The organism is Pantoea vagans, from assembly GCF_004792415.1.
Taxonomy (GTDB): Bacteria; Pseudomonadota; Gammaproteobacteria; order Enterobacterales; family Enterobacteriaceae; genus Pantoea; species Pantoea vagans.
Genome location: NZ_CP038854.1, coordinates 257644 through 281476 on the forward strand (window position 1 = coordinate 257644; position 23833 = coordinate 281476).

The following is a 23833-nucleotide window of genomic DNA, read 5'->3' on the forward strand; positions in this document are numbered from 1 at the left end:
CTTCATCATCTGAGCAGGTACATCATGCTGACTGCGATTGCAGCCGCCTTCCTGGGCGGCATTATTCTGAACCTCATGCCCTGCGTGTTTCCGGTGATCTCGCTGAAAGCACTGAGCCTGATCCGCCATCACGAATCGCCTTCACATGCCCGTGCTGAAGGCCTGGCCTTTTTGCTCGGTGTCGTGGTGACGATGGTTGCTCTGACCGCCGTTTTGCTGCTGGCCAGGGCGGGCGGTGCGTCGGTGGGCTGGGGATTTCAGCTGCAATCGCCGCTGGTTATCGCCGCACTGATTCTGGTGATGCTCGGCTCAGCACTGAACTTGCTCGGTCTGTTTGAAGTCGGACTGTCGATCCAGCGGGTCGGCGAAGTGGGCGGCGATCGCGGTGGGCTGGTTGGTTCAGCCCTGACCGGGGCACTGGCCATCATCGTCGCCACCCCCTGCAGCGCGCCCTTTATGGCCAGCGCGGTAGGCTATGCGCTGACCCAGCCTCCGCTGGTCAGTGTGGTGATCTTTATATCGCTGGCGCTGGGCTTTGCTGCGCCCTTTACCCTGATCTCATTCTTCCCGGTTCTGGCGAGAATATTGCCAAAGCCCGGTGCCTGGATGATCACTTTAAAACAGGGTATGGCGTTTCCGATGCTGGGAGCGGTGGGCTGGCTGATCTGGGTACTGGAACGTCAGGCAGGATCGGCGGCGCTGGCCGCGATTCTGGCCTGTTGTTTACTGTTTAGTTTTGCCGCCTGGCTGTATGGCATGGCGCAGAAACGCCGTATGATGGGACAGCGTCATGTGGTACTGCATGTTGCCACCGCGTTCTTTCTGGCGCTGGTCGTGGTGCCGTTACTGAATCTGAACAGTTTTGCCACGGCACCGGCTGAGACGGAAGCCGCCTCACCGGCTGCCGCCGCGGTGGCCTGGTCGCCACAGAATGTCGATGCAATCAAAGGTCAGGGTAAGCCTATCCTGGTGAACTTTACCGCGTCCTGGTGTATCACCTGCCAGGTTAACGATCGCACGTCGCTGTCGACGCAGGCGGTAAAAGCGGCGATGGCACGTACCAGCACCATTTACATGGTCGCGGACTCAACTAAATACAATCCCGATGTTGAACAAGCGCTGAGTGATTTCGGACGCGGTGGGTTACCTCTCTATGTGGTCTACCCGGCTGATGGCGGCAAACCGGTGGTACTCCCGCAGGTGCTGACGCCTGGCATCGTGATTTCAGCGCTGGATCAGGCAACGGAAAAAGGAAAGAAAACCTGAGACGATTGATGAAACGATTTTCTGCTGCGGTATCAGTACACGGCGACAGTGTGCTGATCTGCTGATGACTGATGTCAGACACTGATCAACGCGCACAGCACTGGCCAGCCTTAATGGCCCGTGCGCAGGCGGGCGACAGAGCAGCCTATAACCAGTTACTTAAAGCGATGGTTCCGGCCATCCGGGCACTGGTGTGCAGAAAAATCGGTGATGAGGTGCTGGCTGAGGATGTGATTCAGGATACGCTGCTGGCAATCCATCGGGTGCGGCATACCTACGATCCGCAGCGCCCGATTCTGCCGTGGGTGGCCGCTATTGCTTCTGCCCGAACGATTGACGCGCTGCGCCAGCATGGACGTCGTCAGGAGGTTCAGGATGATGAGGCGCTGCAGCAGCGGCCCGCTGAAAGTGCAGAAGTCTCAGCCGATCCCGATATCCTCTCAGGCTATCTGGATACCCTTCCGCTACGTCAGCGGGAGATCGTCGAATCCGTGCATCTGCGCGAGCAGAGCCTGGCGCAGGCAGCCGCTGAAACCAATCAGTCTCTCTCTGCCGTTAAATCCCTGTTGCATCGCGCAATGGTCAATCTTCGTAAATATGGACGGGGTCATCATGAGAAATCATGACCAGTTAATCGATCAGCTCAGCCAGTCTGCCCAGCCGGTGCAGCGTGTCTGGCCCACCGCCTGGCGCGTTGCGGGCTGGATCGCGCTCGCCCTGCCTTGTGGCGCAATGACCAGTTGGGCGTTTCACAGCAGGTTTACTGACTGGAGCCAGCCTGGCGCATGGCTGGCATTTGTCGCCGTACTGCTCTCTCTTATCATCGCAGGCAGTACGCTGGCGGCAGCCTTCACGCTGAGTATCGCAGGCAGAAAACCCATCAGCCTGCGCTGGCCACTGCTGCTGGCGTTGATGTGGCTGGCGCTGAATCTGATGAACATGTCATCTGAGACCCCACATGCGGGCGCGAGCCGCTTTGGTGAAGGGATACACTGCTATCTGTTTATGTTGTCGGCCAGCGTGCCGATGATGCTGATGTCCGTCATCGCCCTGAAACGCACCCGTTCACTCTATCCCGCGCGCAGCCTGGCGCTGAGCGGCTGTGGCAGTGCGTTTACCTCATCAATGTTGCTGTCGCTGTGCCATGACACCCATCTGCATATGCTCGATTTTTCCATGCATCTGGCGGCAGGCATCACAATTGTGGTGCTGACGGTGCTGGCAGGACGCCGCTGGGTCCGGCTGGGCGCCTGATGGCTTTGTTAATTACTCTGCGATCAGCTCAATCAGGTTTCCATCCGGATCGCGAATAATCGCTTCATAATAGCCGTCGCCCGTGCGGCGCGGTGCCGCGACCAGAATCCCCTTTTCTGCCGCTCTGGCGGCCATCTCATCGACCTGCAGCTCATCACCGACGCTTATTGCTATGTGTGCCCAGCCAGTGACTTCCCTGCCCGGCTGTCCCTCTGCCAAATCGGGCAGGGTCATCAGCTCAATGGTTGCGCCCTGCTCCAGTTGCATAAAGAAGGAGGCGAAGCCGGGACGGTTCCGACTCTGATACCGCGCATTGTTCTCCGCGTTGAACCACTCGCGCCAGAATTGCTGCTGTACCTCAAGGTGACGTGTCCAGAGTGCGACGTGGGCAATTTTCATCTGTTTTCCTTTGCCGTGTTGTGGCCCAGGTTAAGGGTAAGAGAAACCGCGCCAACGACCAGCATCAGCGCCATGATCAGTGAAAATGAGAAACCCAGATGGGTGTAATGCGCCACGTAGCCAATGACGGCGGGTCCGCTCAGCACGCCCAGATAGCCGAGCGTGGTAATAGCCGGTATGGCGACCGCCTGCGGCATCACCGTCTGACGTCCGGCAGCAGAAAACATCACCGGCACGATATTGGCGCAGCCTGCACCGACCAGGGTGTAACCCAATAGTGCCAGCGGCCAGGAGGCGATAAAGGTCACCATCGCCATGCCTGCAGCGGCAACCAGTGCGCCACCCAGCACCACAGGCAGACGACCCAGCGACGAGATGATGCGATCGCCGGTCAGGCGCGCCACCGTCATCGCCACAGCAAAGCAGGTATAACCCAGCCCGCCCAGTGAGACCGGAATGGCCCGGACGTCGGTCAGATAGACCGCACTCCAGTCCAGCACCGTGCCTTCGGTCAGGAAGACGGCAAAGCAGATGATGCCGATAATCAGCACGCTGCCACGCGGAACCGCAAATACCGGGCCTTCAGCGGGATTGGCGTAAGTCAGTAAACCCGATACGCTGACCAGCGTCATGATAATCACCGCCGCTACCGCGAGTAAGCAGCCGGTCAGCACGCTAAAACCCATCGCCAGTATCAACGTCATAAAGCCAGCACCCGCAATGCCGCCCACGCTGTACATGCCGTGAAAGCCGGACATCACCGGTTTCGCAGCCTGCTTTTCCACCAGGATCGCCTGAATGTTCATGGCACAGTCGGTCACCCCGATGCCGATGCCAAAAACCAGCAATGCCAGCGCCAGCAGCAGCGGATCGCTAAGCACCGCCAGCCAGGGGGTGCTGATAACGATCAGCGCAACGGCAACCAGGATCACCCGGCGGCAGCCAAAGCGGCTGGTCAGCCAGCCCGTCACCGGCATTGCAATTAACGCACCGACGCCCAGACAGAGCAGTAACGTGCCCAGTTGTGCTTCATTAACGCCGGTATTAGCACGCGCGAAAGGCACAATCACGGCCCAGGTCGCAGTAATAAATCCGGCCAGAAAAAAGATGATGCGTGTTGCCTGAGCGGATGAGACGTTATTAGCCATTACGATCCTTAATCAGATGCTGGAGAGACAAAGTAAGCGTATCGATTAGCCGCTATTGACACCCTGCCGGTAAGTGAACGATCATGCTCACTATAGCTCGTTTATGAACACTCTGGAGTTTACATGCTCGATTATGCAGCTTTCCCGCAGCAGCGGCAAGCCCTTATTCGTGAGATTCTGCAGCAGAATGGTCGTGTGGTCTGCGTGGATCTGGCCCGGCAGATGGCGGTGTCTGAGCACACGATCAGACGCGATCTGCATGAACTCAGTAAAGAGGGCTTATGCAAAAAAGTGTATGGCGGCGCAGTTTTACAGTTGCAGGATGCAGGCACGTTTGTCAGCCGAAAAGAGCACGATCACGCAGCAAAAGCCCTGATCGCGCAGCGCTGTGCCAGTCTGGTGAAAGCCAGCAGCTGTATCTTCATTGATGCCGGCACCACTAATCTGGCGCTGGCAAAGGCGCTTCCGCCTGAGCTGAGTCTAACCGTTGTCACTAATGCGCCCGATATCGCCGCGCTGTTGATCAATCATCCTGTCGCAGAGGTAATCCTGCTGGGCGGGCAGATACAAAAGAGCACCGGCGGCGCAGTCGGGCAAACCGCGATTAACCAGATTAAGGGGATACTTTTTGATCAGGCGTTTATCGGCGGCTGCGCCATGAGCCCTGAAGCCGGGCTGACCGGTTTTAACTATGCGGATTGTGAATTCAAGAAAGTCGCCATGGCCCAGAGCAATCAGGTTATTGTCGGGCTGACCGCGGATAAAATCCCCGCTGTGGCGCGGTTCAGCGTGGCGAAATGCCGTGACATTTCAACGCTGGTGGTGGAAGAGAAGCTCGATAAAACCCTGCTTGATGCCTTTGCGGCTGAAGAGATCACGCTTATCACCGTCTGAGCCAGGTGCGATGGAGAGCTGCGGACTGTTGTCTGATTTAAAAAACAGGCACGGTTCGAACTGCCTGAATGGGTGACAACCTGGCTCTGATGCTGCCAAACCACCGGCTTTGGCGTAGGCTGAAAGCTGGCAGTTTAAATGACACAGGAGATCGCGATGCAAACTGAAATGACAGCGCAATGTCACTGCGGCGCAGTGGCATACCGGGTAACGCTAAAGGATGGATTCAACACCGTGCGCCGCTGCAACTGCTCGTTTTGCCGGATGCGCGGCGCGGTAGTGGTATTTGCGACAAAGGTCGAGCTGACGCAGGGTGAAGCACAGCTCACAGAGTATCGCTTCAACAGCAAAGAGGTAGGCCACTATTTCTGCTCCGTCTGCGGCATTTATACCTTTCACCAGAGCCGCTCGCAGCCCGATCAGTTTGGGGTGAACGTCGCCTGCTTAGAAGGTGTTTCACCTTTTGACTTCACCGATGTGCCGGTTTCCGACGGCATCAACCACCCTAAAGATGGCGGCGCGGGCGGTGTAGCCGGTCATCTGATCTACACCCCCACACAATCCTGAACGATCGCAGGCTGAGTTACTCGCGGGTGGGCTTGCCACTGAAGCGGGTAATTGGCTTCTGCTCTTCACGGTCAATCTGCTGTGAGAAGACCTCCAGCGCGGCCAAGATCGGCCGCAGCCCGCGCCAGAGATCCTCGTCATTAAGTAACCGGATAATGCCGCGGATGCCTGGCGCGGCTTTATCCTGACGCGCCTCATCGCGCGCCGGTTTGACCGCCATCGCGGCATCACGAACCGCCAGCAGCAGATGATTAAATCGCTCTGGTGGGACGCTGCCCAGCGTCATCATCAGCAGCGAAAGATTCTGAAGCGCGTTCTGGGTGCCAGGCTGGTTAAGACCTGAGACCAGAATTTTCCCCACCTCACTGTTTGACTTAACCAGATCGTTCGCCAGCCGCAGAAAGCCATGCTGGTGGAGATTTTCAAGCAGATCATCCATCTCCTCGCGGGCGGTCGGCTCGGTGCGTGTCGGCGTGACCTGATATTTCATCCGTTCTGCCATTAAAATTTCTCCGGTTTTTCGACGTGTTCAGGCGGTTCACGGTAGCCTGCCTGCTGCCATTTTTGTTCAATCGGCAGATGGTCCAGCGGGGTACGACTGCCGTAACGGAAGTTATGTAGCGGCAACGGATTGGGCTGTGTCCGCCGTTCGATTCGCTTCATGTTCACGGCAAGCTCTTTATAAGCCGGTGTGTTGACGTCGGGATCGTGATGTTCGCCGGTCAGCGCGTTAACGCCATCTTTACCATGATGAATCGGCATAAACAGCACGTTACCCGCTACGCGTTCGGTGATAACAACCGGGACATCCATCGAGCCGCGCCTTGAGGTAATGCGCACCCACTCTCCTTCGGTCAGCGCGCGCGAAGCAGCCAGTTCCGGTGAGATCTCAACAAAGGCATTAGGCGACAGCGACATCATGCGGCCACCCTGCCCGGTCTGGTTCATCGACTGGAAATGCTCCAGCATCCTGCCGTTATTCAGCAGCAGATTGTACTCTGCATCCTCCTGCTCGGCAGGTGGCTGCCAGCTCAGCGGATAAAGCCGGGCTTTGCCATCCGGGAAATTGAACCGTTCCGTGTAAAGACGCGGTGTGCTTTCACCTGCGGCACTGACCGGCCAGAGCTGCGACTGCCAGCCGACCAGTTGCTCATAGCTGACGCCAGCGAAAATATCCGCAATGCCCGCCGCTTCCGCCATAATCGCGCCCGGATTCGGGTAATGCCACGGGTGACCCAGCCGCGCGGCGAGATCGGTGAAGATCTGCCAGTCGGGACGACTGTCGCCCAGGGGTTTCATGGCCGGGGAAAAGTGCTGAATGCGCCTCTCAGTGTTTACAAACGTGCCCTCTTTCTCCACGCTGGGCGCACCAGGCAATACCACATCGGCAAATTCAGCCGTACGTGACATGAAAATGTCCTGAACCACCATAAACTCCAGTTTGCTGAAGGCGGCATGCACATTATCCGAATCAGCATCGGCAAACGCGGTCTCTTCGCCAGTGATGTACATTGCGCGGATTTTGCCTTCTCCCGCCTCCTGCACCATTTTGAAGTTATCCGCGCCGGGCTTGTCAGAGAGTGCATCAGGCGCGACGCCCCATGCACGCGCCCATTTTTCCCGCACCGCGTCGTCAGTGACTTTTTCATAGCCGGGATAGAGGTTGCTCAGGCAGCCGAAGTCGCTGGCACCCTGCACGTTATTATGTCCGCGCATCGGGTAGCCGCCGGTGCCAGGCCGACCATAGTTGCCGGTGACCAGCAGCAGGTTCGACAGCGCCGTACTGGTGTCGGCCCCGTGGCTGTGCTGGGTAATCCCCATCGCCCACAAGATACAGGCGCTGCCCGCCTGGCCGATCATCTCCGCCGCCTCTGTGAGTTCGGCTTCACTCAGGCCGCAGATCTCGCTGGCATAGTGGAGCGTAAAGGCATCGAGCGAGGCGCGGTACTCTTCAACCTGATTAACTCGCTGTGCCAAAAACGCGTCATCGGCATAACCGTGATCGAACATATATTTCGCCATCGCCGAGGCCCAGACGAGATCGGTGCCAGGCCGGATGCGCAGATAGCAGTCAGCCCGTTCCGCCATTTCGTGACGACGCGGATCGACTACCAGCAGTTTCTGGCCCTGATGTTTATGGCTCTGCTTGATGTGCGAAGCGATCACCGGATGGTTCTCAGAGAGATTGCTGCCGACCAGCACAATCAAATCGGTCTGCTGCAGATCCTTAATCGTTCCGGCATCACCGCCGTAGCCCACGGTGCGGAACAGCCCTTCCGTAGCCGGGTTCTGACAATAGCGGGAAGAGTTATCGACATTGTTTGTGCCGAAGATTAAGCGGGCGATTTTCTGGGTCAGATAGGCTTCTTCATTACTCGCCTTGCTGGAGCCGATAAAGCCTATCGCGTCACCGCCATAGTTCTGCGCAACGCCACGTAATCCATCAGCAACCCGCTGTAATGCCTCATCCCAGCTGGCAGGCCGGAAGCGGCCATTCTCGCGAATCAGCGGCGTTGTCAGGCGCTCCGGACTGTTGACGAAATCCCAGCCAAACTTGCCTTTAACACAGGTGGAGATGCCATTAGCTGGCGCTTCGGCGACCGGCTGCACTTTCAGGATATGGCGATCGCGGGTCCAGATTTCAAAGCTGCAGCCCACACCGCAGTAGGTGCAGACTGTTTTGGTGCGTTTGATCTCTGACTGGCGCAACGCCACGTCAATTTTTGACACGCCGGTAATCGGTTCCATGCCGATACTGTTTTCCAGCGTTTTCACAAAGTCGATAAGCGGGCGCTTCAGCCCTTCATCCATGGCGGTAAACGGGCCTGCATCGGGCTGCATGGTTTTTTCCAGCAGTGCATTGCACGGGCAGACCGTAACGCAGTGTCCACAGCTTACGCAGCTTGAACCGGCAATTTCAGTTCCGCCATCCCACAACACGCGTGGGTGTGCCTGAGTGTAGTCAATGGAGAGCGTCTCGTTGACCTCAACATTCTGGCACGCCTCGACACAGCGACCGCATAAGATGCACTGGTCAGGATCGTAGGTGTAAAACGGATTGGAGTGATCTTTCGCGTAAGGCTTGGGCTGATGAGGATAGTACTGAATCGGAATGTGCATATCGGCTACGGCGTTATGCAGCGTACAGTCACCGGTATTGTGTTCGCAGACGGTGCAGTAAAGCTCATGACGATTAAGCAGTCGATCCATGCCCTCCTGCTGCGCGGCTTTCAGCGCACTGCCCTCGCTACGGACCGTCAGACCCTCTTCAGTACGAAGCGTACAGCCGCGAACCCGCTCGCCATTGGCATCGACCCAACAGACATCACAGCTTTGCAGCGGCGTTAACGCCGGGTGATAACAGACATGAGGCAGTTTTTTCCCCTGAGCATCCAGAAAATCGATAAGCGGTTGATCAGCTAATCCTTTTAATCGTTCACCATTGAAAACAATGGTGCAGTAATTTTCACTCATATGAGCCTCATGACGACATGGCGGATAGCGCTGGGCTGGAAAAAATATCCCCGAAATGAAAGGGTTGTCTTCCAAGCGTAGTGAGTATTATCAGCCGCGCCATGAATACCGCTACGCTTATTGAGGTTAATCACTGACAGTTAAGGCTTTTTTAAAATGTAATGACTTCTTACCGGATGAAATCAGGGGTTTTTACGACTGCCTGACGGGAACGGCGAACAAGAACTCTTATGCTGCTAAGCAATGAACCTCCGGCTGCCAATCGTCGTGTATAATGAATTAATCTATGTATGTTGTAACTATCACGTGTGGGCAGGAACCCTTTTTTTGTATGACGCGTACATTGCAGCACAGTTAAGTGCCGGAGAAAGTTAATCACTGATTGCCCGTTACCGTGCCGCTTATTCCAGAGATGAATGATGCACTGGCATGAACTTATTACGGCATTATTAAAGCGTGGAATATTTAATCCGGTGAGCAGTTTTATGGACTATTTCAGCGAATAGCGATCGCTATTCTGCTGGCCGCAATTGAGCGATCCGTTGATTGCACAAACAGGACGCTCTGATGACAGCCCAATAAACATCAGACCGCAAAAACGACGCTCAACCCACAGAACAACGCTCATGATTTAATCATATCTATCAGCAATTTATCTTATTTTTAACATGCTTTTAATTATAAGATGATAATGATAACTGTTATGGTAATATCCTGTTAACCCTGCCGGATGCTCACTGTTCAGGGCCTCTTTACGCGTCATGTTTAATTTAATTATCAGTAAAACTCTGGCTGGAATGAGGTCACTATGAACCCCATTGTATATATTGTTGACGACGACGCTGCTGTGACTTCAGCATTGCGTAATCTGCTCACCGCCGACGATTACACGGTTTTCTCTTTTTCATCGGCAGATGATTTCCTGACTCATGCTATCACTCCCCTTCCCTGTTGCCTGATTCTGGATATTAATCTGCCCGGCGCAGATGGATTCGATGTTGCTCAGGCGTTGCTCGATCGCGGTTACACGATCCCCACTATCTTTTTAACCGGCTTCGGGACCATTCCGGTCACGGTGCGGGCGATGAAAACCGGCGCTTATGAGTTTCTGACTAAACCGGTAGATCCCGATCGTATGTTGCAGGCGGTAGCGGAAGCATTGCGCATCGCAGAACAGAATATGGCGTCCTCTGAGGAGCGGAGAGAGATATTCCAGCGGCACCAGACCCTGACACCGCGTGAAAGCGAGGTAATGCTGCTGGCAATCAGTGGCCTGCTGAATAAGCAGATTGCCGCCGAAATGGGCGTCAGTGAGATTACGGCTAAAGTCCACAAGCGGCGGGTGATGGAGAAGATGAATGCGCGCTCGCTGACCGATCTGGTGCGTGCAGCTGAGCGGCTCAATATTGACCATACCCGCCGTCGTTAAGGCCAGCACCTAAAGCTGGCCCGCACGCTTATTCCAGTGGCAGCGTAAACCAGAAGCGGCTGCCGCCTTCTGGCCGGTTCTCGGCGCCTAACTCTCCGCAATGCTTTTTGATGATCCCTTTACTGATGGTTAATCCCATACCCATGCCGCTTTTCTTGGTGGTGTAGAACGACTCAAAGATCCGTTCACGCACGCCATCAGGCAATCCGCAACCGCTATCCAGCACCTCAAATCGCAGCGTGTCATCCGTGGGATTCTCGGAGGTGAGGCGCAGCAGGGCCGCGCGCGGTAAATCATCGGACATGGCATCGATAGCGTTGATGACCAGATTGAGCAGCACCTGCTGAATCTGAACGCGGTCGCAGAAAATATCTGCCCTGGCCGCTTTGAGTTTCAGTTCCAGTGAAATGCCCCGCCGTTCCAGCTCAATCCGGGAGAGCGCCAGAATATCACGGGCGATCAGATGCAGGTTTTCCGGCGCAAAGCTCGGTTCATGATTGCGGGTCAGCGCCTGCAGACCACGAATAATCTCTCCGGCACGTTTACCCTCTTTAATAATCTCGTTCAGACTGCTGCTGGCATTTTCCAGCATCAACGGTTCACGCTTTAACCAGCGCAGGCTGGCACCGGCATTTGCCACGATTGACATCAGCGGCTGGTTAATTTCGTGGGCGATGGAAGCAGTCAGCTGCCCGACGGTGGTGGCCCGTGTGACACGAGCGAGGTCCGCCTGGGCCATACGCGCGGTATCTTCTGCCTGGCGCTGTAAGGTGATATCCGAAATGGTGCCGAAATACTCTTTCACCTCGGGGAAATTGTCCACTGGTTCGCCGATGCCCTTGATATAGCGGCATTCCCCATCCGGCCGGAGCACACGGAACTCAGCCTGCATACTGCGCCCCTGGCTGACGCTAAGCGTGACCAGTTCACTGATGCACGCGTGATCATCGGGATGAACGCGGGTCAGAAAATCTGCCATCGACAGCCCTTTTTGTTCAGCTGGCAGGCCAAGAATACGGCCATATTCTTCAGAGACCATCATCATGTCCTCTGTCACTTCCCAGCGCCAGGTACCGGTATGGCTGATCTTCTCGCCGAGCATCAGCGAGGTTTTGCTGGCTCGCAGCTGCTTCTCAACCCGCCGCCGATGGGTGTTCTCCTCCAGCAGCTCCGCGTAGAGCCGTGCGTTTTCCAGGGATACGGCCGCCTGCGCACTCAGGGTTTTCACGATGTGGGAGTGCTCAGCTGTAAACGCGTCAGGCATCAGGCGATTCTCCAGATAGAGCACCCCGACCATGTTGGCCTGCCTGAACATCGGGACACACAACACCGCTGCGCCCGAAGCCACCAGATAGGGATCCTGGCTGAAGGGACTGAACGCCTCCGGCTTGCCGGTGCGTATCTCCTGACCGGTACGGATCACCGCTGACAGCACGGATAAAGGCAGGTCGGTGGCGAGAGGTCGCTCTTTGACAATCTGTACCCTTACCCCCTCTGCCATGCTCTCTGCCCAGGCCTGCGTCTCCGGCAGATTGCCATCCAGAATCCGGATAAGCCGACAGCGCTGAGCACCGGCCCGTTCCAGCAGCATGCGCATCAGGGTATGTATCAACCGATCAAGGTTGATCTCCTCCGTCAGGGCGCGCACGGCGGTCAGCACGCTCTCCATGTCATAGAACGCGGCATCCTGAGTAAACGGAATCGTCGCCAGCGCGCTGTTTTGCAGCGGCGCAGACAGATGCGGATAGCGCTGCTCCAGCTGACGCACCATCGCCTGCGCACCCCAGTTCTCCCAGCTTCCTGTTGCGGCTTTAATATACGCATCTGCTGCGATATCCAGCTGCAAAGCCTTATAACAGCGGCCTGCCAGCTGATTCGCCAGCGCATGAATGTGCAGATAGCCCGCCTGTCTGGAGAGACGGATGGCCCGTTCATACTGCTGCAGCGCTTCGCCCGTGTTGCCCTCAAGACGCGCACACTCGGCCCTGAGCAGAGCATATTTGTCTGCAAACAGACCGGGGTTGAGGTCAGCCCAGTCAGCAAATTTATCGAGATGGCCGCGTAGCGCGTTGCTGTCAGCCGCTTCAGGCTGGTGACTCAGTGACAATGCGCTGTAGAAATGAAAATCCATCAGATAGATATAAGCGGGCACTGCGCTAATCAGCGGATGAACCGCCTCAAAACAGCGCAGCGCCTCCCGGTATTCAGCCGCAAAGAAATACGCCATTCCCCGATAGAGACCGGCCCAGAACCGCACCATCGCTTTAGGACCGGATATCGGCCCCGGCTCACTGCCCGCCACCAGCGGTAAAGAGGCGACACGATCCTCTGCCCTGAATCCATTACTGTTACGCAGTTGCATCACCAGTTGCTTCTGCATCACCAGCACGTTCTCGACATCGGGATAATAGGATTTGCGGGTAAACGCGAGCCCACGCTCAATGGAGGTCAGCACCGACTCAAGGTGATCGCCGCGTGTCAGCGTATTCATGATCTGATGACGCAGCGAGAGACAGGCAAAAGAGCGGTCGCCATGCATCACCGCCACGCGAAAGCTTTCGCGGGCACACTCCACGGCGACCTCCAGCGGCTGTGTCCAGATCCCCACCTGATCCAGTGGCAGCAACGTGCGTGCTTTGTAGCGGATAAAGTTATGCTCTTCCACCAGCTCACGCGCCACACGGCCACAGGCATAGCTAAACTGCCAGGCCTGATAGCGGTCGCCAGTCAGTACGCTGAACCAGGCGAGACCAAACGCAGAAGCCCCAGTCATGCCCTGGTCCAGCGTCATCTCCAGCATCCGGCAGACCAGCATCAGATGCAGCTGCGGGCAGTCGTAGGCGGAAACAAAAATGGTGCTGGCCATCAGGTTCAGCACCGACTCCGTTTCGGCATTGTTGTTCAACGGCAGCCGTGAAAAAGCCGCTTGCGGGGAGTCGCCAATGCGCGTCCTGAGCGACAGCCAGGCGGCGTCGATCTCCGCGTCATCCGGATTGCGGTTGAAATGCTCACCAAAGACCGCCAGCCAGGCGAGTGCGGTTTCCAGCGCCAGATGATTGTCAGACTGGCGCATATGAATTTCAGCGGAGAGACAGGCAGCCCTGGATTTTTCACTGAGTGTGCCAGGCTCACGCAGCAGTCGGGTACAGAGCGATTGCGCATTGCTGAGATTACCGTGCAGAAACTCGCACTCTGCCTCATCCAGACCCAGCATGAAGTCATTACCGGTCACCATCCGCTGGCTAAGCCGCTGGGCGGTGCGCAGATAGCGCAGCGCCGAGAGGTAGTCCCCGGCACGCTTAGCCCCCTGTGCAGCGCGCAGACAGAGCGGATAATAACGCTCCCGCTCTGCGACACTCAGCGGCAGTTCAGCAATCATGCCAATGTGATAAACCGCCCGGAACAGTGTTTCACTGTTATCCGCCGTGATCACCGCATCTGACAGCCAGGCCGCCGCCTGCTGGTGAAGATGCTGTTGCTGTCGGCGGTCGGGCAGTAAAAATGCCGCGTTGTGGACCCGATCGTGGGTAAAGGCGTAGTTGCCGCCCGTCAGGGTGATAAAACGGCCACTGACAGCCGGTTCAAGCTGCTGCTGAAGCCGTGTAACAGGCGTTCCGCTGATATGACTTATCAGGGAGAGTTCGCCGCTGGCGCCCAGGCAGGCCAGATCGCCCAGCAACTGCCGTGTTATCTCCGGCATCCGTACCAGCTGATTCAGCACCAGCGTTGCCACGTTGTCGGTGTACTGACGCGCAATCAGTGCCTGGCTGTCGTAATGCCATTTCAGCGGGTTCTGACGAAAGTAGATGACTCCATCGTCCACCGCCTGACGAAAGAACTCCTGCACAGAGAGCGGATTACCGCCGGTTTTGTCGAAAATAATCTGTGCCAGTTCGCGATGGCCACCGGGACGGGTATGCAGCCTCCCCGCCAGCCAGCGTCCAATGCTTTTCACACTGAGCGGCTGCGGCGTCAGCGCCACAAGCCGCGCTGCGGATTCTCTGATCCGCAGCAGAAAACCGGCAATCATCGGACAGGGCATCGATTCGCCCTCCCGGAAAGCGAGCACCAGCATAAAAGGCAGATGTTCACTACGAGTGATCAGCGTTTCCAGCAGTTGCAACGTGGCATTATCTGCCCAGTGAACATCATCAATCAGCATCACCAGCGGGCGACCCGGCGTGGCAAAAGCCTCAATCAGCGCACACGCCATCTGGTTAAACTGCTCGCGGGCGTCAGGGGCGTGGCGCACCACGGACGGCAGCGTCCGGATATTCAGCAGCTGTTTTAGTTCAGGCACCAGCTCGATGGCTAAATCGGCATATCCGCCCAGTAACCGCAGCAGTCGCCCCCGCCATTTGCTGACTTCCGGAGCGGACAAACCCAGCAGATAGAGCGTGACCGTACGAAACGCGGAGGCGATTGCGGCATAGGGGGCGGCTGGCGAATGCTGATCGGCCTTGCTGGCGGCCAGCAGAATCTGTCGGTGCTGCAGGTTTTTCAGTGCAGAGGCGATGATGGCAGATTTCCCGGAGCCGGGCGCCCCGCTCAGCATCACCAGACTCTGCGTGCCGCTGCGGTTGACTGCCTCCAGTGTGGTCAGTAATGCGCGCGCCTGCGGATGCTGCGTGAACAGCGTCTCGGGGCGGAAACTGCTGCTGAACCGTTCCTGCAGACCGGGCGTAAACGGCGCAATGGTGTTTTCGGCAGTGAGGGTCGCCTGACAGCGGCGCAGATCGGCCATCAGTCCCTGCACGCTCTGATATCCCTCTGCGGGCGACTTTGCCAGCAGACGCAACAGAATCACCGAGAGCATCTGCGGCACATCGTCTCTGACCTGATCGGCGGGCCGGGGTGCGGTAGCGATGTGATGATGAATCCACTCTGCTTCACCCGCGTCGCGTGAGCCAAATGGCAGTCTGCCGGTCAGGTACTCATACAGCACGACACCCAGGCTATAAAGATCGCTGAGGCTGCTGACCGGATGCGGCGTGCGGCCGGTATGCTCAGGAGACATATAGGCCAGCGTACCGCCTGAAGCGCGCAGACTGGTTTTGTCCGCCGACTGCGCGGCCAGCGAGGCCAGTCCAAACCCGCCCAGGCGGAAGCGCCCCTCGTCAGTCACAAAAAAGTGGCCCGGCTTGATATCGCCATGCACGATGCCCTGATGATGCGCCTGACCGAGCGTGTAGCAAAGCTGCAACGCAACCTGCAGAAAGTCAGCGATGTGTTCAGGTGGCGTGGCGAGATTGTGAGCCAGAGTACGAAACGGAAACGAAGGATAAATCAGGGCATAACGATTGTGATAACGGGTGGTGCCGGTCGCGGTGATTGCCCAGCGCGGTGAAAGATAGCCTGCCAGCGCACGCTCATTTTTGAGCCGCTGCGTCGCCTGAAAGGTGACGTCGTCACTTTGGCCGGTGGCGATAATGATGGATTCACCAGACTGGCAGCGCGCCAGCATCCAGAGCAGACAGCCATCCTGCGCCAGCGGCGTCAGCGTGTCGAAATGGTCAATCGCGATCCCTGCGTCGTCACTTTCCTGGACATTAACCGAAAGCATGCTCATCAGCGGGCTTCTCCCCTGGATAACTCGCAACGGATCAGTGTCAGCAGCGTATCAACATCAATGGGCTTTCGCAAAAACGTGACCGCACCCAGGGCGATGGCATACCACAGGGTGGTGTCATCCAGGTCTGCCGAAATAAAGATGACCGGGGGCAATTCTGTCTGCTGTTTCAGGAGAACAAACAACTCAAAGCCGGACATGCCCTTGAGTCCGACATCAATGATCAGCATGCCCGCCTCTGAAAGGGCATCGTCATCGCTCAGGAGCGCTTCACCGGACTCATATAAGCGCGTCGGGTAGCCGTCTGAGTGCAACAGATTGCTCAGTCCACTGCGGACCGCGCGTTCATCATCAACAATGATAATACGCTGTGACAGCGCCATGCCGTTATTCTCCGGAACGCCTCACCGTGCGGTATGCGAGGACTTAAGGGGTGTTATCGCCATCGGGTGGCGGTGTTCCACTGATTTTTGGCACACACTCATGGCGAAACCACTTCAGCGTCACAGGCTGACGGCGAAGCAGACGTTTAGCCAGCGGAATGACCTGTTCCCCCACCAGCATACCGAACAGCCCCACCAGAGCAATAATCGGCGGAGCCGGAGAGTTAACGTTAAACAGCGCATAGATTACCCCGGCAAGCAGGCCCACCGTGAGAGAAATAATGTAGGATTTCAACATGTTCAGCTTATCCGCAACGGGTATATTTCAGGCTGATCGCTGAGCGACTGCAGGACGGTCGCATGCGCCGCAGGTATCATCGCCTGCACCAGCGCCCCGCCCAGTAACATTCCCAGCAGGCCCACCAGCGCAATCGCAGGCGGAGCGGGTGAACGGACCTTAAGCAGGCCGTACAGCACGCCAATCAGCACCCCTGCCGCCAGGGAAAGAAGTAAAGGATTCATGACCGGACTCCTGTGATGCCCGTCTGCTGACCGGCAGCGCGTGCCGATCAGCAGAGCGACCCTTAGCGGACCGGCGCGTGAACCGGTGCCAAAGTACGGTGTTCACTTTTCTGACGCGACGGTGCTTTATGCACCATGGTGTAGGCATAATCCACACCAATGCCATAGGCACCTGAATGCTCTTTGGCGATGTTCATTACCGCATCGTAAGTGTCACGGTTGGCCCAGTCACGCTGCCACTCCAGCATAACCTGTTGCCAGGTCACCGGCACCACACCCGCCTGGATCATGCGCTGCATTGCGTAGTCGTGCGCTTCTTTGGTGGTACCGCCTGACGCGTCGGCCACCATATAGATTTCGTAGTCGCCTTCCAGCATCGCACACAGGGCAAAGCTGTTGTTACAAACCTCTGTCCAGAGTCCCGACACCACCACTTTTTTCCTGCCGTTCGCCGCCAGGGCATCACGCACTTTCTGGTCATCCCAGGAGTTCATCGAGCTGCGCTCCAGGATATCCTGACCAGGGAAGACATCCAGCAGCTCCGGATAGGTATGACCGGAGAAGCTTTCGGTTTCGACCGTGGTAATGATGGTCGGGATATTGAAGACTTTTGCCGCCTTCGCCAGCGCAACGGTGTTGTTTTTCAGCACCTGACGGTCAATCGACTGCACGCCAAAGGCCATCTGCGGCTGCTGGTCGATGAAGATAATCTGGCTGTTATGTGGCGTGAGGACTTCAAGCTTTGCGTTGGACATGCGTTCACCCATAGAGGTTAAGTAACGGAATTTCCGCCAACCGGCGCGGAGCAAAAATACGGTCAGGGCAGGTTTATTTTCCTGCTGCTGACTGTCTGGTCGCAGTGTAGGGCGACGTGCCACGGCAAACTATTATCTCTGCGTATAACTATACGAAGGTATAGGTATCCCTCTGTATAACTAGACGATCCCTCAGCCCGCTCACCATAATCCGGCTTATTCGTGCCCTGCTTATTGCGGCACTTCCTGTCCCGCGCTGAGTCGGACAACCCCGTTGAGGAGGATCTATGGTTACGCTGGGTAAAGCTGAACTGATACTGACCCATGGCAAATTTCATACTGTTGACCGCAGCAATCCGGTCGCAGAAGCCGTGGCAATTCGTGATGGCAAATTTGTTGCGGTAGGCACGCTGGCAGAGGCGATGGAGTATCACTGTGACGGCACTAAAGTGATCGATCTTAAAGGCCACACCGCCGTACCGGGCCTGAACGATTCACACCTGCATCTGATCCGCGGCGGGCTGAACTACAACCTTGAACTGCGCTGGGAAGGTGTACCGTCGGTGGCCGATGCGCTGCGGATGCTGAAAGCACAGGCGCTGCGTACTCCATCACCGCAGTGGGTACGTGTCGTCGGTGGCTGGACCGAGTTCCAGTTTGCCGAGCGCCGGATGCCGACGCTGGATGAGATCAACGAAGCCGCACCCGACACACCGGTTTTCCTGCTGCACCTTTATGACCGCGCGCTGCTCAACCGCGCCGCACTGAAAGTGGTTGGCTACACCAGAGAGACGCCGAACCCGCCGGGAGGTGAAATCCAGCGCGACAGTAACGGTAATCCCACCGGCCTGCTGATTGCCCGTCCCAATGCGATGATCCTCTACGCCACGCTGGCGAAAGGCCCGAAGCTGCCGCTGGAACAGCAGATCAACTCCACCCGCCAGTTTATGCGTGAGCTGAACCGTCTGGGCCTGACCAGCGCAATTGACGCCGGCGGCGGCTTCCAGAACTATCCCGAAGATTATGAAGTGATCGCTGAGCTGCATCAGAAAAAACAGATGACGCTGCGTATCGCCTACAACCTCTTCACGCAGCGTCCGGGGCATGAACTGGAAGATTTTGAGAAGTGGACGGACATGCTGACGCCAGGCCAGGGCAGCGACTATTTCCGTCACAACGGCGCAGGTGAAATGCTGGTCTTCTCGGCTGCCGACTTCGAAGATTTCCTGGAGCCGCGTCCCGACCTGGCGCCCGGTATGGAAGATGAGCTGGAGCGCGTAGTGCGTCATCTGGTGGAGCATCGCTGGCCATTCCGCCTGCATGCGACCTATGACGAGTCGATCAGCCGGATGCTGGATGTCTTCGAGAAGGTCAACCGCGATATCCCGTTCAATGGCCTGCACTGGTTCTTTGACCACGCGGAAACAGTCACTCAGCGCAATATCGATCGTATTAAAGAGCTGGGCGGTGGCATTGCCGTACAGCACCGCATGGCGTTTCAGGGGGAATACTTTGCTGAACGCTACGGCATCGAAGCCACCCGCCACACGCCGCCGGTGCAGAAAATGCTGGAGACCGGCGTTCCGGTCGGACTCGGCACCGATGCGACCCGCGTCGCCAGCTACAACCCCTGGACCGCACTCTACTGGCTGGTTTCCGGCCGCACCGTGGGCGGCATGCAGATGTATGACGTCAGTGCCCGCCCTGACCGCGAAACGGCGCTGATGCTCTGGACCCAGGGCAGCGCCTGGTTCTCCAGTGAACAGGGTAAAAAAGGCCAGATCAGAATCGGGCAACTGGCGGATCTGGCCGTGCTGAGCAAGGACTTCTTCAGCGTGCCGGAAGAAGAAATCAAAGGCATCGAGTCGGTGCTGACCGTGGTGGATGGCAATATTGTCTATGCCGCTGGTTCGTTCAGCGCGGATGCACCGCCCGCGATTCCGGTCCTGCCTGAGTGGTCGCCAGTGGTTAACGTGCCGGGTCACTATCGCAGCGCCCCGCCGGTTGCGCAGAGTCGGGCAGGCATGATGCCCGCCGTCCACCACTGCAGCGGTCCGTGTGGGGTTCATCAACACTCGCATGAGATTGCGCGGGGTTCCAGCGTGCCGGTCGCCGAAGATAACGCCTTCTGGGGCGTGCTCGGCTGCAGCTGCTTCGCGTTTTAATCATGAATAGCGCTATTGCTCTGTCGCCCCGTATCAACGCGGGGCTGTTCTTCCTGCGCCTGACCGGCTGCCTGCTGCTGTTGCAGGTGCATGGATTGCCGAAAATTCTCCATTTCAGCGAAGAACTGACGCGTATCGAAGATCCCTTCGGGCTGGGACCGATGATGAGCCTGCTGCCGGCGATCGTGGCGGAAGTCATCTGCCCGATTTTTATTATCATCGGCTGGGGAACCCGGATTGCCTGCCTGCCGATCATCGCGGTGCTGCTGGTGGCGATGCTGGTGGTTCACCCTGGCTGGTCACTGGCTGAAGGCAAGTTCGGCTGGCTGCTGCTGATTATCTTTACCACGCTGGCGCTGACCGGGCCTGGCGGCTGGCGGCTGGCGCATCGGCGCGATAAAACCTCAGGGGAGACATTATGGCACAGGTTAATGATATCCACCAGCTCGATCAGGAACAGCCTGAGGCGACTTCAGGTGAGGTTTCACCACTACAGCCGCTGCGGCAGCCGGTGTTCCGCATGCTCTGGATCGCTACCGTGGTCTCCAATATCGGCTCCTGGATGAACGATGTGGGCGTGAACTGGAGCATGCTGACGCTGAGTGCCGACCCGCTCGCCGTGGCGCTGGTGCAGGCAGCCAGCAGTCTGCCGATGTTTCTGTTCGCGCTGCCCTCGGGCGTGATGGCGGATATCGTTGATCGCCGCAAATATCTGCTGTTTTCCCAGCTCTGGACCTTTATCGCCGCAGCCGGGCTGACGGTGCTGGCCTGGACCGGCCATGTGACACCTGAGGTGCTGCTGGGCGCTGCCTTTTTGCTGAGCGCGGGTGCCGCCATGAGTTCACCGCCCTTCCAGGCGATCGTGCCGGATCTGGTAACTAAACCGGAGCTGGGGGCCGCCATTGCGCTTAACTCGCTCGGCATTAATATCAGTCGCGCCATCGGTCCGGCGCTGGGCGGTCTGATCCTCTCATTCACCGGCCCCTGGATGGTCTTCCTGCTCAATGCGTTGTCTGTGCTGGGCGTCGCCTGGGTGCTCTGGCGCTGGAAAGCGGAGCCGAGTGTGCAGCGCCTCCCGCCGGAGCATTTCTTCCCGGCGGTGCGTGCCGGTCTGCGCTACGTGCATGCGGCACCGGTTCTGCGTAACGTGCTGGTGCGGACCTTCGCGTTCTTCCTGTCTGGCAGCGCAGGCTGGGCTTTACTGCCGCTGGTGGCGCGTCGAGAGCTCGGCCTTGGCCCTGGTGGCTACGGCATCATGCTGGCCTGCATCGGTGTCGGCGCGATTACCGGTGCGGTGCTACTGCCGCGTCTGCGTCGTCGCCTGAGCTCCGATCGCCTGATGGTGCTTGCCAGTCTGATCTTTGCCCTGACTATGCTGGCGCTGGCTTTTGTGCGGCACTTCTGGCTGCTGAATGCATTCGAGTTCTTTACCGGCTTCGCCTGGATAGCGGTGCTCTCAACGCTGAATCTCGGCGCACAGCGCAGCGCTGCGAAATGGGTAAAAGCGCGTGCGCTGGCGGTTTATCTGACGGTCTTCTTTGGCTCTATGACCGCAGGCAGCGCACTCTGGGGACAGCTCGCCTCTCACTTCAGCATTTCGCTGTCGCTCTGTATCGCGGCGCTGGGTATGGTGCTGGCCAGCAGCACCGTCTGGCGCTGGCGACTCGATCAGGATCCCGATCTCAATCTCGACATGATTGGTGACGGCGTCAATGCACCTGCGCTGGATATTCGTCACGAACGCGGGCCGGTTATGGTGAATTACGAATACCGGATTACTATTGATGATGCACACGCTTTTACCGTCTGCATGCAGGATATGCGGCGGGTCAGACGCCGCGGTGGCGCCATCAACTGGTCACTTTATGAAGATATTCTGCAACCCGGCATTTTCGTTGAGACGTTTGTGGTCGGCTCCTGGGTCGAGCATCTGCGTCAGAAAGAGCGCTACACTATCAATGACAAAAAAATAGAGCGGCGGGTTTTCGCTTTTCATCAGAGCGAAAGCTCACCCGAGGTTCGCTATCTGGTGGCGCCAGTGTGACTGGCGCGATACCAACTTTTCATCCATCACGTCATACAGAGGGCAATACCATGAGCACCTTTAAAACGACCGACGGCACACAAATCTACTTCAAGGACTGGGGCACCGGTAAACCTGTGTTGTTCAGCCACGGCTGGCCGCTGGATGCCGATATGTGGGACAGCCAGATGAAATTCCTGGCCGATAACGGCTATCGGGTTATTGCGTTTGACCGTCGCGGTTTTGGTCGCTCCGATCAGCCCTGGACCGGTAACGACTACGATACCTTCGCCTCGGATATTAATGACCTGATCACCCATCTTGACCTGCAGAACGTGACGCTGGTGGGCTTCTCCATGGGTGGCGGCGACGTTACGCGCTACATCGGCAGTTACGGCAGCGATCGCGTCGCGGCGCTGGTGCTGCTGGGTGCCGTTACGCCTATCTTTGGCAAAACGGCAGACTACCCGCAGGGTGTCGATATGTCGGTATTCGAGGGGATTCGTGAGGGTCTGCTCAAAGATCGTGCGCAGTTTATCAAAGAGTTCGCCACGCCGTTTTATGGCACTAACGCCGGACAGACCGTTTCAGATGGCGTGATGACGCAGACGCTGAATATCGCGCTGCTGGCCTCGCTAAAAAGTACCGTGGACTGCGTTACCGCGTTTGCGGAAACCGATTTCCGTGCTGACGTCGCGAAAGTGAATGTGCCGACGCTGGTGATTCATGGCAGCAACGACCAGATCGTGCCGTTTGAATCCACCGGCAAAGTGGCGGCGGAGATGATTGAGGGTGCTGAACTCAAGGTCTATGACAATGCGCCGCATGGTTTCGCGGTAACGCATCAGGATCAGCTGAATCAGGATCTGCTGGCGTTCCTTAACGCGCAGTAATGCAGTCTGAAGCTGGCCGCAACAAATAAGCTCAACGAGCAGGTAACACGGCCAGAATTAGGAAAGCGTCCCGCGCCAGGGACGGCGCGGGCCGAGCAGTCATGGATGACAGCTTTTGCGTCTTTCCGATCTGGCCGTGTTTTCTGCGCAGGCTCGATCTTAAAGCGGGCATTAGCCGTTGAATCAACCATCAAAAACTGCGCGGCGAAAGCCGCGCAGTTTCTGTTTTAACGGGTTGGATGATTCACTTCATTCGGACGCAGATCGAATAACAGCACTTCTGCCCCGTCACCGTGACTGAACGACAGCGTTTTCTCATCACGTACCCGCGCGCCGTCTCCGGCATTAAACTGCAGGCCATTGACCCGGACACTGCCCCGCGCCACATGAATATAGGCGTAGCGATCGTCCGGCAGCGTGATCGTCTGCTGCTCATCGCCCTGGAACAGTCCCGCGTAGATGCGAATATCCTGACGCACCCGCAACGCCCCATTTTCACCCTCTGGCGAAATGATCAGTCGCAGATTACCGCGTTTATCCGCTTCGCTGACGGAGATCTGCTGATAACCTGGCGGCGTGTTCTTTTCAGCAGGCACCACCCAGATTTGCAGGAAATGCACGCCCTCAGTACCTGAGTGGTTGAACTCACTGTGGGTCACACCACTGCCCGCACTCATCAGCTGCACATCACCGGGAACAATCACCGAGCCGGTGCCCATTGAGTCTTTGTGCTCCAGCGCGCCTTCCAGCACATAAGAGATGATCTCCATATTGCTGTGCGGATGAGCACCAAAACCCCGCCCTTTAGCCACACGATCATCATTGATCACCAGCAGATCGGAGAAGCCCGCCTGTTTTGGGTCCCAGTAGTTCGCAAAAGAGAAGGTGTGACGTGAATTCAGCCAGCCGTGATCGCCCACGCCACGTTGCTCTGACAATCTTTGCTCAATCATATTCTGCCCCTTCATTGATTCGGGAAGTGCGAATGCCCTTCGATGGAAACAGCATATAAGTAAACCAGATAGTCACACAATGGCGTTAAATGGCAATCACTGTCGCTTTTTAGTGGACAATAGAGGCGTGATTAAACGG

Annotated in this window: 19 protein-coding genes and 1 pseudogene; 10 read left to right on the forward strand and 10 right to left on the reverse strand. The window is 57.2% G+C overall.

Annotation, left to right across the window (positions count from 1 at the left end):
* The first annotated feature begins 24 nt into the window (after window positions 1-24).
* The 3 genes from EGO56_RS20115 (at window position 25) to EGO56_RS20125 (ending at window position 2520) form a co-directional block, all read left to right on the forward strand.
* The gene (locus tag EGO56_RS20115; protein WP_135910811.1) at window positions 25-1266 is read left to right on the forward strand and encodes a protein-disulfide reductase DsbD family protein; all 1242 of its coding nucleotides are present in this window, start codon (window positions 25-27) and stop codon (window positions 1264-1266) included.
* Window positions 1267-1337: 71 nt separating this feature from the next.
* Window positions 1338-1892, forward strand: coding sequence for a sigma-70 family RNA polymerase sigma factor (locus EGO56_RS20120; protein WP_135910812.1), 555 nt, complete (start codon window positions 1338-1340; stop codon window positions 1890-1892).
* On the forward strand, window positions 1879-2520 hold the full coding sequence (locus EGO56_RS20125) for an NrsF family protein (protein WP_135910813.1): 642 nt from the start codon (window positions 1879-1881) through the stop codon (window positions 2518-2520). The genes EGO56_RS20120 and EGO56_RS20125 overlap by 14 nt, the downstream gene beginning before the upstream one ends.
* Before the next feature lie 12 nt (window positions 2521-2532).
* Here the strand turns inward: EGO56_RS20125 and EGO56_RS20130 are convergent, their stop codons facing one another.
* Both EGO56_RS20130 and EGO56_RS20135 read right to left on the reverse strand, forming a co-directional pair.
* On the reverse strand, window positions 2533-2919 hold the full coding sequence (locus EGO56_RS20130) for a VOC family protein (protein ID WP_135910814.1): 387 nt from the start codon (window positions 2917-2919) through the stop codon (window positions 2533-2535).
* Window positions 2916-4067, reverse strand: a complete 1152-nt coding sequence (locus EGO56_RS20135) for an MFS transporter (RefSeq protein ID WP_135910815.1) — start codon at window positions 4065-4067, stop codon at window positions 2916-2918. The genes EGO56_RS20130 and EGO56_RS20135 overlap by 4 nt, the downstream gene beginning before the upstream one ends.
* 123 nt (window positions 4068-4190) lie before the next feature.
* Here EGO56_RS20135 and EGO56_RS20140 point away from each other — a divergent pair, with 123 nt between their 5' ends.
* Together EGO56_RS20140 and EGO56_RS20145 are read left to right on the forward strand one after the other, a co-directional pair.
* Window positions 4191-4961 (forward strand): DeoR/GlpR family DNA-binding transcription regulator, encoded by a 771-nt coding sequence (locus EGO56_RS20140; protein WP_135910816.1) that lies wholly within the window; start codon window positions 4191-4193, stop codon window positions 4959-4961.
* A gap of 156 nt (window positions 4962-5117) precedes the next feature.
* Window positions 5118-5528 carry a GFA family protein gene (locus EGO56_RS20145; RefSeq protein WP_013196240.1) on the forward strand — a complete coding sequence of 137 codons (411 nt, stop codon included), beginning with the start codon at window positions 5118-5120 and terminating at the stop codon, window positions 5526-5528.
* A 16-nt stretch (window positions 5529-5544) separates the two neighbouring features.
* Here the strand turns inward: EGO56_RS20145 and EGO56_RS20150 are convergent, their stop codons facing one another.
* Together EGO56_RS20150 and fdhF are read right to left on the reverse strand one after the other, a co-directional pair.
* On the reverse strand, window positions 5545-6030 hold the full coding sequence (locus EGO56_RS20150) for a helical membrane plugin domain-containing protein (RefSeq protein ID WP_135910817.1): 486 nt from the start codon (window positions 6028-6030) through the stop codon (window positions 5545-5547).
* Window positions 6030-9002 (reverse strand): formate dehydrogenase subunit alpha, encoded by a 2973-nt coding sequence (gene fdhF, locus EGO56_RS20155; protein ID WP_135910818.1) that lies wholly within the window; start codon window positions 9000-9002, stop codon window positions 6030-6032. Before fdhF ends, EGO56_RS20150 begins: the two co-directional genes overlap by 1 nt.
* A gap of 808 nt (window positions 9003-9810) precedes the next feature.
* On the opposite strand from fdhF, the gene EGO56_RS20160 reads away from it, so the two are divergent.
* The gene (locus EGO56_RS20160) at window positions 9811-10431 is read left to right on the forward strand and encodes a response regulator transcription factor (protein ID WP_135910819.1); all 621 of its coding nucleotides are present in this window, start codon (window positions 9811-9813) and stop codon (window positions 10429-10431) included.
* A gap of 28 nt (window positions 10432-10459) precedes the next feature.
* Here the strand turns inward: EGO56_RS20160 and EGO56_RS20165 are convergent, their stop codons facing one another.
* From EGO56_RS20165 to EGO56_RS20185, 5 genes are all read right to left on the reverse strand, one after another.
* Window positions 10460-16000, reverse strand: a complete 5541-nt coding sequence (locus EGO56_RS20165) for a trifunctional serine/threonine-protein kinase/ATP-binding protein/sensor histidine kinase (RefSeq protein ID WP_135910820.1) — start codon at window positions 15998-16000, stop codon at window positions 10460-10462.
* Window positions 16000-16383 (reverse strand): response regulator transcription factor, encoded by a 384-nt coding sequence (locus EGO56_RS20170; protein WP_033735675.1) that lies wholly within the window; start codon window positions 16381-16383, stop codon window positions 16000-16002. Before EGO56_RS20170 ends, EGO56_RS20165 begins: the two co-directional genes overlap by 1 nt.
* Before the next feature lie 43 nt (window positions 16384-16426).
* Window positions 16427-16681 (reverse strand): XapX domain-containing protein, encoded by a 255-nt coding sequence (locus EGO56_RS20175; protein ID WP_135910821.1) that lies wholly within the window; start codon window positions 16679-16681, stop codon window positions 16427-16429.
* Between the two features lie 2 nt (window positions 16682-16683).
* Entirely contained in the window at window positions 16684-16905 is a 222-nt protein-coding gene (locus EGO56_RS20180) for a DUF1427 family protein (RefSeq protein WP_135910822.1), read from the reverse strand.
* Between the two features lie 62 nt (window positions 16906-16967).
* On the reverse strand, window positions 16968-17660 hold the full coding sequence (locus EGO56_RS20185; protein WP_013196231.1) for a hydrolase: 693 nt from the start codon (window positions 17658-17660) through the stop codon (window positions 16968-16970).
* A gap of 287 nt (window positions 17661-17947) precedes the next feature.
* Between EGO56_RS20185 and EGO56_RS20190 the strand changes: the two genes are divergently transcribed.
* From EGO56_RS20190 to EGO56_RS20205, 4 genes and pseudogenes are all read left to right on the forward strand, one after another.
* Window positions 17948-19825 (forward strand): amidohydrolase, encoded by a 1878-nt coding sequence (locus EGO56_RS20190; protein WP_135910823.1) that lies wholly within the window; start codon window positions 17948-17950, stop codon window positions 19823-19825.
* A gap of 2 nt (window positions 19826-19827) precedes the next feature.
* Window positions 19828-20217: pseudogene (locus EGO56_RS20195) on the forward strand (DoxX family protein); the annotation flags it as partial.
* A 26-nt stretch (window positions 20218-20243) separates the two neighbouring features.
* Window positions 20244-21869 (forward strand): MFS transporter, encoded by a 1626-nt coding sequence (locus EGO56_RS20200; protein ID WP_135910824.1) that lies wholly within the window; start codon window positions 20244-20246, stop codon window positions 21867-21869.
* A 50-nt stretch (window positions 21870-21919) separates the two neighbouring features.
* Window positions 21920-22741, forward strand: a complete 822-nt coding sequence (locus EGO56_RS20205) for an alpha/beta fold hydrolase (RefSeq protein ID WP_135910825.1) — start codon at window positions 21920-21922, stop codon at window positions 22739-22741.
* Window positions 22742-22968: 227 nt separating this feature from the next.
* Here EGO56_RS20205 and EGO56_RS20210 read toward each other — a convergent pair whose 3' ends face one another.
* Window positions 22969-23694, reverse strand: coding sequence for a pirin family protein (locus EGO56_RS20210; RefSeq protein ID WP_013196226.1), 726 nt, complete (start codon window positions 23692-23694; stop codon window positions 22969-22971).
* Between the last annotated feature and the right edge of the window lie 139 nt (window positions 23695-23833).